Below are 10266 nucleotides of genomic sequence, written 5' to 3'. Positions count from 1 at the left end.
CTCGACCTCCTCGACCATCCCGTGGCCGAGTTCACCAAGGAGGATGGCGAGGTGGTCCGCGCCGGTGGGCCGTCCCTTGGCTGATCGCCCCGACCTGATCGACCTTCCCCATCTCGTTCCCGCCGTCTTCGAGCGGCCCGACCTGGGGGGGCTCGCGGGTCCTCCGCCCGCGCACCCGCCGCGCATCCTGCTGCTCTACGGCTCGCTGCGCGAGCGCTCCTACTCGCGCCTCCTCACCTTCGAGGCGCAACGCCTCCTCGACGCCATGGGGTGCGAGACGCGGGTCTACCACGCCCATGGCCTGCCGCTGCCCGACGACGCCGAGGCCACCCACCCCAAGGTCCAGGAGCTGCGCGAGGCCATGCTCTGGTCCGAGGGCCAGGTCTGGACCAGCCCTGAGCGGCACGGGGCTATGTCGGCGGTGCTGAAGGCCCAGATCGACTGGATCCCGCTGCCCGGCGGCGCGATCCGGCCCACGCAGGGGCGCACGCTGGCGCTCATGCAGGTCTCGGGCGGCTCGCAGTCGTTCAACGCCGTGAACCAGATGCGCATCCTGGGGCGCTGGATGCGCATGGTGACGATCCCCAACCAGTCTTCCGTCGCCAAGGCATGGCAGGAGTTCACGGAGGAGGGTCGCATGAAGCCCTCCCCCTTCTACGACCGCGTGGTGGACGTCATGGAAGAGCTGGTGAAGTTCACGCTCCTGACCCGCGGCGTCTCCGACCACCTCACCGACCGCTACAGCGAGCGGAAGGAGGAGGAGGCCAAGCTGGAGGCGCGGGTGGGACTCAAGAGCCTCTGACCCGCTTTGGACCTTCCGGCGCGGGAGGCGGGGTCAAGCCTTCCCGCAGGCCCGGCTGCGGCCGGGCAGAGGACAAGGCTTGAGGCCGCTGGACGCGCCCAAGCTGGTCGGCGTTCCCTGCGTGGCTCTGCCATCGCAGGGGACTGCCCAGCGGCGAGCGATCTTCCTTCACCCTTGAGGGGGCCGCTCATTGAGCGCACCATGAGCGCACCATGAGCAAACTCCTCTCCCCCGAGCAGGCCGCACAAGCTGTCAGCACCTCCCGCTGGAGCATCATGCGCGCCATCAAGGCCGGTCGGTTGCGGGCGGTTCGCGACAACCAGAACGTCTGGCGCATTGCCCCAGAAGATCTGGACGCCTGGAAGGCCGCTCATCGTGCGCTCACTGTGCCTCCAGTGGAGGCCGAACCGCCCGCACAGGTTCCCGCACCCCCCGACGAGGGGCTGCAGGCCGAGGTCGAGACGCTGCGGATCGACCTTGCGGTGGTGCGGGCGCGGGTGGAAGCGGCCGAGGCCCGAGCTGGCGCGGCCGAGGCCGACCGGGACGCCTGGCGCGCGTTGGCGGCGCAGCTCGCCAGCCGCCCGGCCCCGGAGCCTGCGCCCGCTCCGGCGCGGCGCTGGTGGTCGTTGCGGCGCGCCTGATCCGAGGGGGAGGAAGGGGGCTGTCCGCCCCCGGGCCTGCGGCCCTCCCCCGAGGATATTTGGGGAAGGTGAGGAGCAAGGAGGGCCGCTCTTGGCGGGGGATCGAAGGGGGCGGCCGCCCCCTCGCCCCTGGTGATTAGCGGAGCGGGCCGCAGGCAATCACCTAGTGGGTTGTCATTTGAAATGACAATCCGGCCCTGACCCTCTAGCCTGACCCCAGCCGATCCGTCTCCACCGGGGGAGAGCCGCCCGTGTTCAAGGCCGCGATCCGCGTCAACAAGCTCAAGACCGTGGCCCAGCTCCGAGGGGCCAGCATCCACGCGCACCGCGACGACGAGACCAGCCGCCTGCGCCTTCGCGATGGCGCCGTGGCCGGGGTGGGGCTGGCCTGGTCGAAGGCGGAGGACGACCGCGACTACCTGGCCGCCTTCCGCGCCCACAAGGCCGAGCTGCACGCCTCCGAGCGCAAGAACGCTCCCCTGGCCCTCCAGGCGCTCTGCGTAGTCTCCCCCGAATGGGTCCAGCAGGCCGGCGACCTTCACGACCCGCAGAACCCCCACAACCGCCAGCTCTTCGACGAGGCCCGCTCCTGGGCGGAAAGCTGGGCCGGCAAGGGCGCGGTGTTCGGGGCGCGGCTCGATCTCGACGAGAAGGGCGGGGCGGTGGTTGACCTCCTCATTGCCCCGGTGCGCGAGAGCCGCGGCAAGCCGGTGATCTCCACCCAGAAGGCCCTGGTGGACCTCAAGGGCCTCACTGGTGAGCGCAACGAGTATTCGGCCCTCCAGACCTCCTGGGCCGAATGGTGCGCCGACCGGCTCGACCAAGCCATTGTGCGCGGCACCCGGCGCGAGCTCACCGCCCGCGAGCACCTGTCCCCCGAAACCTACGGGGCGGTCCTCGACAAGGCGCGCGAGGCCCTGCGCGAGCCCCCGGAGACGGTGCTGGCCGCGTTGAGGGACGTGGAGGTGCACCATAGGGACGCCGAGACGCTGGCAGCCACCCTGAGCGGCCTTGTGACCCTCAAGGGGGAGATCTCCCGTCACAAGGCCGAAGGGCGGCTCTACGAGGCTCCTGAGGCCTCTGCGCGCCTGTCCGATCCGGGGACCTGGCCCCTGGACGCGCATCGCCGGCCCTGGCCCATCATCAACGCCATCCGCGAGCGCGCTGAGCGGGTGCTGGAGGCCGCCTCGTGGTTCGGGGTCTCCTGGCCCGCCTTGCAGCGGGATCGGGGCTACACGGCCGCCCGCGAGCACTTCCCGCGCCTGGAGGACCGGATGCACCTCGCCGCCGTGGTGGCGCACTGCGGCGCCTTCTGCGCCAAGGTGGAGGCCACGGTGAAGAACCTCCTCACGGGTCGCACAATCGTCTCCGAGGCCCACTGCTGGCCCGAGAACGCCGCCCAGGAGGTCGAGCGCCACCAACGGGCTCTCGGCCTCGTGGCCCCGGAGGTCCGGGAGCAGCCGCCACCGTCAAGGGTCCACGCCCCGAAGGCGGAACAGGTCACGGAGGTTCATGGCGAGTCCGAGGCCGCTGGTCTTGCGACCACGAAGGCCCGCCTCGCCAGCATCTTGGCCAAGCCCGCGCGCAGCCATGAGGACGATGAGCCTACCCATGAACGGCACGAGCGCTCGCGGGGCCATGGTCGCGGGGACGACGACGGCTGGGGACTTTGAGCGCCCCGGCGGTCCCGGATTCTTCGCAGTGTCGGGTGTCGAGTGTCGCGTGTCGCTTCGCTCCCCTCGACACCCGACACTGACACTAGGGGGCCAAAAATGTATGTGCCGGAGGGCTGAAATGTACGCGCCGGAGGGTTTGAATGTACGCGCCGGAGGGTTTGAATGTACGCGCCGGAGGGTTTGAATGTACGCGCCGGAGGGTAAAAATGACGATTTGATATGTATATATTTATCCCTTAGCATACATTTATGAGAACCATCACCGTGCCAAGCAGCGCCGTCGCGCTCCGCTCCGAGAAGCCCCTAACTCCCGCCATGATGGCAGCTGTGTGGGAAATTGCCGCCGCTCTGGACGAGGCGCGCACACCCGCCCAGGTGCCGAACGCGGTTTGGCTCGACATCCCCACCGCCCGCCTGCGCGGCCCGGAAGCACGGCAGGATAATATCTGGCTTCGCGAGTGCCTGGAGCGCCTGACGGGCGTGAAACTTTCGGGCGAATACCGAGGCGATCCCTGGGGCGCAGTGGTGCTGGCCGAGTGGCACATCACCGAGGGTGGCAGCATGGCTCACCTGCTGATCCCGCCCGCTGGGGTTCACGCGCTCCGCAGTCCGGCTACCTTCACCAAGATCGAGGCCCACGCCGCGCACCGGCTCACCGGGCATGGGCGGCGGCTCTACGCCATCCTGGCCGACAAGAAGCACCTCGGCCGTCCCTCGTGGAAGTTCTCCATCGAGGAGCTGCGCGCTCTCATGGGGGTGGATGGGCAGAAGTCTTATGAGGTGTGGGGGGCTTTTAGGCGGAGCGTTCTCGACCCTGCCGTGGAGGCGATCAACGCCTACGGCACCGTGTCCGTGAAGATGACGCCGGAGAAGCTGGGCCGCTCGGTCCACTGGGTCCGCTTTGACTGGCGATGGAAGGACCTGCGCGAGGCGGCAGACATGGCGGCCTTCACCGAGGCGCGGTCCCTCAGCTCGCAGGACGAGCTGGCGGACGCCGCCCCGAAAGCTGGCAAGGCCGGACCGAAAGCCGATGCCACCCCGCCAAGGTCGGCTCGGCCCGCGCCTGCCAAGACGCCCGATCCGCCCCCGGTCAAGCCCCATCTCGCTTGGTGGGATCGGCTTACCGACGAAGCGCGCGAGGCGTGGAAGGACCGGGTCGGCCGGACCTTCCAGGCAGGGGAAATGAGGGTGCCGCGCAAGGACGCGGACGTGGCCTATGACGCCTTCGAGCTCCACAAGCAGGGGGAGGACACTCCTCAGCTCGGCCGTGCGGCCCATCGGCCGGCCTCGGCATAGCCCCATGGCTGCACGATGTGGTAGAGGGCGGTAGCTGACCCGTCACAAGGGCCGAAGGCCTGTCAGCTTCCGCCAGGGCGAAACACGGGATGGGCTGCCGCTGCGGGGTTTCCGGTCATCCCGACACACGAAAACCGGGCCTGCGTCTCTCTCGGGCTCAGGCCTCGAACAGGCCGGGCAGGTTCCGCGCCCCGTGCAGCACCCGCACGACCCGCACCTCGTCGCCCACCTCCACGAAGAAGATCAGGTAGCGCCCGTGCCGGGCCATCCGCAGCCCCTCGTGCAGCTCGTCCCGCGACGGGAAGCTCCGGGGCCGCTCCGCCGCCTCGCGCATCCTCGTCTCGATCTCGGCCACGAAGGACATGGCCCGTCCGGGGCTATCGAGCGCGATGAAGTCGCCGATCTCAATGAGGTCCGCCCGCGCGGCCGGGAGGATGACCAGGCGCGCCACGATCACGCCTTGGCGGCGTAGCGCGCCCGCAGCTCGGCAAAGACCTCCTCGGCCGGCAGGCCCGGCCCGCTGTCGAGCCCGGCCTTGATCGCCGCCCGCAGGGCCTCCAAGTCGCGCCGCTCGGCGTCGCGGGCACGCGCCCAGTCGCGCAGCGCCTCGCGCACCACCTCGCTGGTGGAGGCATACTCCCCGCCCGCCACGGTCTGGCGCAGCACCTCGGCCAACTCCGAGGGCATCGTGATCGTCATGCGCTCCACGCCGGGCATGGGGGCCTCCGTCTGCACCTCGCATACTTAAGCATACTTATGATGCGAGGAGGAGCCCTTCTCATGGTCTTGGCATTGATGAGCGGGCCTGCATTGTGCGCCTGACTTCCGCACAGGCTAAGTCCCTGATGCGTTGAGGCCGGGAGGTCCGCGCTTAAGTCACGAATTCTGTTGAAAAACTCCGGCGCGGGCCGGATCGAGCGTCGAAGGCGCATCCGGGCCCAAACTGCTCGTAGTAACATCAATGACTTACGAGACACCAAGATCGGCCGATCCGGTCGAAAGGCGCCCAGACGAGCCCTTGGCCGAGTTTTTCAACAGTATCCACGAATGGCGCACCGCCGGGCGTTTCACGTCACCCGGAACATCGGGCCTTCCTCTGGGTTCGCTTGCGGCCGAGTTGCGAAGGGTCACAAAGGACCGGCGATGCCCCGCTACTTCTTCCACCTTGTTGGCAGCCCCATGCCCGAGGACAGCCTGGGCACCGTGTGCCCCGGGCCCGAGGACGCCCGCTCCCAAGCCGTGGTCGCGGCCGGAGAAATGCTGCGCGACATCGACGGGGCGTTCTGGGACGGCCCCGAGTGGCGCATGCACGTCACCGACGAGGAGGGCGCCACCGTCTGCGAGATCAGGATCAGCGGCCGAGGCCCGAGCGCCTGAGCGGAGCCGCGCACGCATGGCAGGAACGGGGCCAAGCCGCCGGACCACCTGGTTGGCCGTGGTCTTGTCGCGCATTCGTGCTACCGGGGGTTTAGCGCCCGGAGAGCTGCCCCATGACCCTGGAAGACCTCTACCGCCTGCTGCGCTGCGGCCACATCCAGGCGCAAGGCGTGGTGGACACGCTGACGGACCCGCTCCTCGTGCTCGACGCAGGCCTGGACGTGTCGGCCGCCAACCCGGCCTTTCTGCAAGCCTTCGGGGTCGGGCGCGAGGAGGCCCTGGGCTGGAACCTGTTCCACCTGCCCGGCGAGAGCTGGAACACGCCCGAGTTGCGCCTCCTGCTCACGGAGGTGATCCCCAAGGCACGCTCGGTGCTCGACTACGAGATCCGTCTCGACACGCCGGGGCAGGGGCCTCGCGTGTTCCACCTTAGCGCGCGCCGCCTGGCGCACCCCGACAACACCAGCACCCACATCCTGCTGGTGTTCCACGACGTGACCGAGGCCAGCGGCCTGAGCCGCGCCTCCGCTCAGAAGGACATCCTGCTGGCCGAGTCCCAGCATCGGCTCAAGAACCTCCTGGCGGTCGTGCGGGCCCTCGTGAGCCAGACCACGGCCACGGGCCGCTCAGGGGAAGACTACCGCGAGGCGGTCCTGGGCCGGCTCGCGGTGCTGGCCGACGCGCAGGCGCTGGAGCTGGAGGACGGGGACGGCAGCATCGACCTTCAGGCCCTCCTGGAGCGTGCGCTGGCTCCGTTCTCCATGCAGGTGCGCCTCCGGCCCGGGCCCGCGGTCCTGCTGTCCCACGCCCAGGTGCTGCCGCTGAGCCTGATCCTGCACGAGCTCTCGACCAACGCGGCCAAGTACGGGGCGCTGTCGGTGCCCGAGGGGCGGGTGGAGGTCCGCTGGGCGGTCACGGGCGAGGGCGAGGGCGCGCTCCTGCGGCTCGACTGGACGGAGACGGGTGGCCCGCCGGTCACGCCGCCCACGCGGTCAGGCTTTGGCACGCGGCTGATGGCGCTGAGCGCCGGCAACGACCTGAGCGGGCAGGTGGAACACCGCTACGAGCCCACGGGTTTGGTGACCAAGATCGAGTTCCCGCTCGCCTGAGGTCGCCCATGGCCGGCAGCCCTCCCACACGCCCCCTAGGGCCGGCTTGCCTGATCCTTGTCGTCGAGGACGAGGTCTTCATCGCGCTCGACTTGGCCGCGACCCTGGAGGAGGCCGGCTACCGGGTGCTGGGGCCGGCGGGCACAGTGGCGGCGGCGCTGAGGCTCCTGGGGCAAGAGCGCCCCGACGCGGCTGTGCTCGACGTGAACCTGCGCGGCGAGATGGTCACGCCCGTGGCCCGGCTCCTGCGGAAGATGGCGGTGCCCTTCGCCCTGGCCAGCGCCTACGGTCGAAAGGAGATGCCCGAGGACGAGGCGCTGGCGGGCGCGGTCCACCTCGGCAAGCCCACAGGGCCGGCCAAGCTCCTGGCGGCCCTGAGCGACCTCCTGAGCGGCGAGGCGGACTGAGGGGCACCGGATGGACGGAATGGGAGGTCTGCTCCGGTCTCGCTTGCCCGCGCAAGAGATGGGTGGAGAAGTCACGATTGGCGCAAAGCTCATCAGACCTGCTTGCCTGTCTCCATGTAATCCATTATTCTAGACTAATGGAATCATCCTCCGCCATCGCCGCTTTGGCCGCCCTGGCCCAGCCCACACGCCTTGACGCCTTTCGGCTTCTCGTCGCGGCTGAACCCTTGGGCCTTCCCGCAGGCGAGCTGGCGCGTCGGCTCGACGTGCCAGCCAACACCATGTCGGCGCACCTGGCCACCCTCTCCCACGCGGGTCTCGTCACCGGCACGCGGGCCAGCCGGTCCATCATCTACCGCGCCAGCCTCGACCGGGTGCAGGCGCTGACCCTGTTCCTGCTCAAGGACTGCTGCGGAGGCGCCCCCAGCCTCTGCGCCCCCGTCCTGGCCGCGCTGGCCCCCTGCTGCGAGCCCATCTCGGCAGCATCCCCCGTTCCCACGCCCCACGAGGCTGACCAATGAGCCAAGCCCGCTACAACGTCCTGTTCCTCTGCACCGGCAACTCGGCCCGCTCGATCCTGGGCGAGGCGGTCCTGAACCATGTGGGAGGCGAGCGCTTCCAGGCCTTTTCGGCCGGGAGCCACCCTAAGGGCGAGGTGCATCCCCTGGCGCTCGACGTCCTGCAAAAGCGCGGCATCTCCACCGACGGGCTGCGCTCGAAGGCGTGGGACGAGTTCGCAGCCCCCGACGCGCCCGCGATGGATTTCATCTTCACCGTTTGCGACAGCGCCGCCGGCGAGGTCTGCCCCGTCTGGCCCGGCCAGCCCCTGAGCGCGCATTGGGGAATCCCCGATCCGGCTGCCGTGGACGGACCGGACTTCCGCAGGCGCGCGGCCTTCGAGGACGCACTCGACCAGATGCGCAACCGCATCGCCGCCTTCATCAGCCTGCCGCTGTCCAGCCTCGACCGGCTGGCGCTGACCTCCCGCCTCCAGGGCATCGGGGCCATGGACGGCGCGACCGGCTCCAGGACGAGCGCGGCATGATGCTTGGCATCGCGCCCATCGCCGGCGACGCCTCCGACCTCCGCGCCGCCCTCGCGGCCGAGCGCCTGCCCACCGACGACCTGACCGAGCCGGGCCGGACCTTCCTGCGCCTCGTGCGGGAGGGGGCCACCTTGGGCTTCGGCGGCTATGAGCGGCACGGGGACGCGGCCCTCCTGCGCTCCTTGGTGGTGCTGCCGGCCGCGCGCGGCCAGGGGCTCGGCGGGGAGGCCGTGCGCCTCCTGCTCCACCAGGCGGCCGAGGAGGGCGCGCGCCACGCCTACCTGCTCACCACCTCGGCCGTGCCCTTCTTCGAGCGCTTGGGCTTTGTCCGCGTCGAGCGCGCGAGCGCCCCCGAGGCGATCCGCGCCAGCCGGCAGGCCGCGAGCCTGTGCCCCGCCTCGGCCATCCTCATGGCCCGGACGCTTGATCCCGAAGGACAGGAACCATGACCGACACCGCCGCCGCGCCCGGGGGCCTTGGCACCTTCGAGCGCTGGCTCTCGCTCTGGGTGGCCGCCGCCATCGTCGCGGGCCTTGTCCTGGGCAACCTCGCGCCGGGTCTCTTCGCCACGCTCGCGGCTTTGGAGATCGCCTCCGTCAACCTCCCCGTCGCCGTCCTGATCTGGGCCATGGTCTACCCGATGATGGTGGGCGTGGACTTCGGCGCGATCCGGCGGGTGGGCGAGGAGCCCCGAGGGCTGATCGTTACGCTGGTGGTGAACTGGCTCATCAAGCCCTTCACCATGGCCGCGCTCGGCGTCCTGTTCTTCGAGCACGTGTTCGCGGGCCTGATCCCGCCCGAGGACGCGCAGGCCTACCTCGCGGGCGTGATCCTCCTGGGGGCCGCGCCCTGCACGGCCATGGTCTTCGTCTGGTCGAACCTCACCCGAGGCGATCCCACCTACACGCTCGTGCAGGTGAGCGTGAACGACCTCATCATGGTGGTGGCCTTCGCCCCCATCGTGGCGCTCCTCCTGGGCGTCACCGACATCGCCGTGCCCTGGAACACCCTGCTGCTGTCGGTCCTGCTCTACATCGTCGTGCCCCTCGGGGCCGGCATCCTGACCCGCAACCGCCTCGCGGGCCACGGCGGCGAGGCCGCCGTGGAGGCGTTCCGCGACCACATAAAGCCCATCACAGTGGCGGCGCTTCTGGCCACCGTGGTGCTGCTCTTCGGCTTCCAGGGCGAGACCATCCTCGCGAACCCCTTGGTGATCGGCCTCATTGCCGTCCCGCTCCTTCTCCAAAGCTACGGCATCTTCGCTATTGCCTACGGTGCGGCCCGCGCCTTGCGGGTACCCTTCGACATTGCCGCCCCCTGCGCGATGATCGGCACCTCGAACTTCTTCGAGCTCGCGGTGGCGGTGGCGATCAGCCTCTTCGGCCTGGGCTCGGGAGCCGCGCTCGCCACCGTGGTGGGCGTCCTCGTGGAGGTGCCGGTGATGCTCTCGCTCGTGGCCTTCGCCAACCGCACCCGCCACTGGTTCCCCGAAAGGACGCGCCGGCCATGACCGTCACCATCTGGCACAACCCCGCCTGCGGCACCTCGCGCAACACGCTTGCCCTGATCCGGGCCAGCGGCGAGGAGCCAGTCGTGATCGCGTATCAGACCGATCCCCCGAGCCGGGAGCGTCTGCGGGAGCTGATCGCCGCCATGGGGATCACCCCACGCGAGCTGCTGCGCGAGAAGGGCACGCCCTACGCCGAGCTGGGCCTCTCCGACCCGTCGCTCACCGACGACCAGTTCCTCGACGCCATGCTGGCGCACCCGATCCTCATCAACCGCCCCATCGTGGAGACTCCCAAGGGTACGCGCCTCTGCCGCCCCTCGGAGCGGGTGCTCGACCTCCTCGACCATCCCGTGGCCGAGTTCACCAAGGAGGATGGCGAGGTGGTCCGCGCCGGTGGGCCGTC

The 10266-nt window shown here is 69.9% G+C and carries 14 protein-coding genes; 12 read left to right on the top strand and 2 right to left on the bottom strand.

The genetic code is table 11. The features are described 5' to 3' along the window. Nucleotides 1-94 precede the first annotated feature (94 nt). From arsH to J2Z33_RS17660, 4 genes are all read left to right on the top strand, one after another. Entirely contained in the window at nucleotides 95-802 is a 708-nt protein-coding gene (arsH, locus tag J2Z33_RS17675; RefSeq protein WP_377110479.1) for an arsenical resistance protein ArsH, read from the top strand. Nucleotides 803-1014: 212 nt separating this feature from the next. Beyond that, nucleotides 1015-1443: a helix-turn-helix domain-containing protein gene (locus J2Z33_RS17670; RefSeq protein WP_209843508.1), complete on the top strand. Its 429-nt coding sequence runs from the start codon at nucleotides 1015-1017 to the stop codon at nucleotides 1441-1443. Between the two features lie 251 nt (nucleotides 1444-1694). Next, entirely contained in the window at nucleotides 1695-3116 is a 1422-nt protein-coding gene (locus J2Z33_RS17665) for a plasmid recombination protein (protein WP_209843506.1), read from the top strand. A 252-nt stretch (nucleotides 3117-3368) separates the two neighbouring features. Continuing rightward, nucleotides 3369-4415 (top strand): replication initiation protein, encoded by a 1047-nt coding sequence (locus tag J2Z33_RS17660; RefSeq protein ID WP_209843504.1) that lies wholly within the window; start codon nucleotides 3369-3371, stop codon nucleotides 4413-4415. A 157-nt stretch (nucleotides 4416-4572) separates the two neighbouring features. Here J2Z33_RS17660 and J2Z33_RS17655 read toward each other — a convergent pair whose 3' ends face one another. After that, the gene (locus J2Z33_RS17655; RefSeq protein WP_342454228.1) at nucleotides 4573-4866 is read right to left on the bottom strand and encodes a type II toxin-antitoxin system RelE/ParE family toxin; all 294 of its coding nucleotides are present in this window, start codon (nucleotides 4864-4866) and stop codon (nucleotides 4573-4575) included. A gap of 2 nt (nucleotides 4867-4868) precedes the next feature. Further along, nucleotides 4869-5132, bottom strand: a complete 264-nt coding sequence (locus J2Z33_RS17650) for a type II toxin-antitoxin system ParD family antitoxin (protein ID WP_245218971.1) — start codon at nucleotides 5130-5132, stop codon at nucleotides 4869-4871. A gap of 426 nt (nucleotides 5133-5558) precedes the next feature. Here J2Z33_RS17650 and J2Z33_RS17645 point away from each other — a divergent pair, with 426 nt between their 5' ends. The 8 genes from J2Z33_RS17645 to arsC all read left to right on the top strand — a co-directional run. Beyond that, nucleotides 5559-5792, top strand: coding sequence for a DUF6894 family protein (locus J2Z33_RS17645; RefSeq protein ID WP_209843502.1), 234 nt, complete (start codon nucleotides 5559-5561; stop codon nucleotides 5790-5792). 113 nt (nucleotides 5793-5905) lie between these two features. Continuing rightward, the gene (locus tag J2Z33_RS17640; RefSeq protein WP_209843500.1) at nucleotides 5906-6901 is read left to right on the top strand and encodes a sensor histidine kinase; all 996 of its coding nucleotides are present in this window, start codon (nucleotides 5906-5908) and stop codon (nucleotides 6899-6901) included. A gap of 8 nt (nucleotides 6902-6909) precedes the next feature. Next, entirely contained in the window at nucleotides 6910-7308 is a 399-nt protein-coding gene (locus J2Z33_RS17635) for a response regulator (RefSeq protein WP_209843498.1), read from the top strand. Nucleotides 7309-7445: 137 nt separating this feature from the next. Beyond that, a complete protein-coding gene (locus J2Z33_RS17630) occupies nucleotides 7446-7829 on the top strand; it encodes an ArsR/SmtB family transcription factor (protein ID WP_209843497.1) in 384 nt (127 codons plus the stop codon). Further along, complete coding sequence (locus J2Z33_RS17625) at nucleotides 7826-8353, top strand: arsenate reductase ArsC (RefSeq protein ID WP_209843494.1); 528 nt, start codon at nucleotides 7826-7828, stop codon at nucleotides 8351-8353. Before J2Z33_RS17630 ends, J2Z33_RS17625 begins: the two co-directional genes overlap by 4 nt. Then, nucleotides 8350-8802 carry an arsenic resistance N-acetyltransferase ArsN2 gene (gene arsN2 / locus J2Z33_RS17620; protein WP_209843492.1) on the top strand — a complete coding sequence of 151 codons (453 nt, stop codon included), beginning with the start codon at nucleotides 8350-8352 and terminating at the stop codon, nucleotides 8800-8802. Before J2Z33_RS17625 ends, arsN2 begins: the two co-directional genes overlap by 4 nt. After that, nucleotides 8799-9863, top strand: coding sequence for an ACR3 family arsenite efflux transporter (gene arsB / locus J2Z33_RS17615; protein ID WP_209843490.1), 1065 nt, complete (start codon nucleotides 8799-8801; stop codon nucleotides 9861-9863). Before arsN2 ends, arsB begins: the two co-directional genes overlap by 4 nt. Then, nucleotides 9860-10266: arsenate reductase (glutaredoxin) (arsC, locus tag J2Z33_RS17610; protein WP_209843488.1), on the top strand; the 407-nt coding region annotated here is incomplete at its 3' end. The genes arsB and arsC, both read left to right, overlap by 4 nt.

Origin of the sequence: Rubellimicrobium aerolatum, from assembly GCF_017872975.1 — a bacterium.
Classification (GTDB): domain Bacteria; phylum Pseudomonadota; class Alphaproteobacteria; order Rhodobacterales; family Rhodobacteraceae; genus Rubellimicrobium; species Rubellimicrobium aerolatum.
Note: the sequence above shows the minus strand (reverse complement) of the source record. Positions and strands in the feature narration are given on the sequence as shown.

What these genes read in the sequence shown, in the direction of transcription:
- J2Z33_RS17630 (WP_209843497.1), top strand. Translation starts at nt 7,446, where the DNA reads ATGGAATCATCCTCCGCCATCGCCGCTTTGGCCGCCCTGGCCCAGCCC.
- arsN2 (WP_209843492.1), top strand. Translation starts at nt 8,350, where the DNA reads ATGATGCTTGGCATCGCGCCCATCGCCGGCGACGCCTCCGACCTCCGC.
- J2Z33_RS17625 (WP_209843494.1), top strand. Translation starts at nt 7,826, where the DNA reads ATGAGCCAAGCCCGCTACAACGTCCTGTTCCTCTGCACCGGCAACTCG.
- J2Z33_RS17645 (WP_209843502.1), top strand. Translation starts at nt 5,559, where the DNA reads ATGCCCCGCTACTTCTTCCACCTTGTTGGCAGCCCCATGCCCGAGGAC.
- J2Z33_RS17670 (WP_209843508.1), top strand. Translation starts at nt 1,015, where the DNA reads ATGAGCAAACTCCTCTCCCCCGAGCAGGCCGCACAAGCTGTCAGCACC.
- arsB (WP_209843490.1), top strand. Translation starts at nt 8,799, where the DNA reads ATGACCGACACCGCCGCCGCGCCCGGGGGCCTTGGCACCTTCGAGCGC.
- J2Z33_RS17650 (WP_245218971.1), bottom strand. Translation starts at nt 5,132, where the DNA reads ATGCCCGGCGTGGAGCGCATGACGATCACGATGCCCTCGGAGTTGGCC.
- J2Z33_RS17640 (WP_209843500.1), top strand. Translation starts at nt 5,906, where the DNA reads ATGACCCTGGAAGACCTCTACCGCCTGCTGCGCTGCGGCCACATCCAG.
- J2Z33_RS17660 (WP_209843504.1), top strand. Translation starts at nt 3,369, where the DNA reads ATGAGAACCATCACCGTGCCAAGCAGCGCCGTCGCGCTCCGCTCCGAG.
- J2Z33_RS17635 (WP_209843498.1), top strand. Translation starts at nt 6,910, where the DNA reads ATGGCCGGCAGCCCTCCCACACGCCCCCTAGGGCCGGCTTGCCTGATC.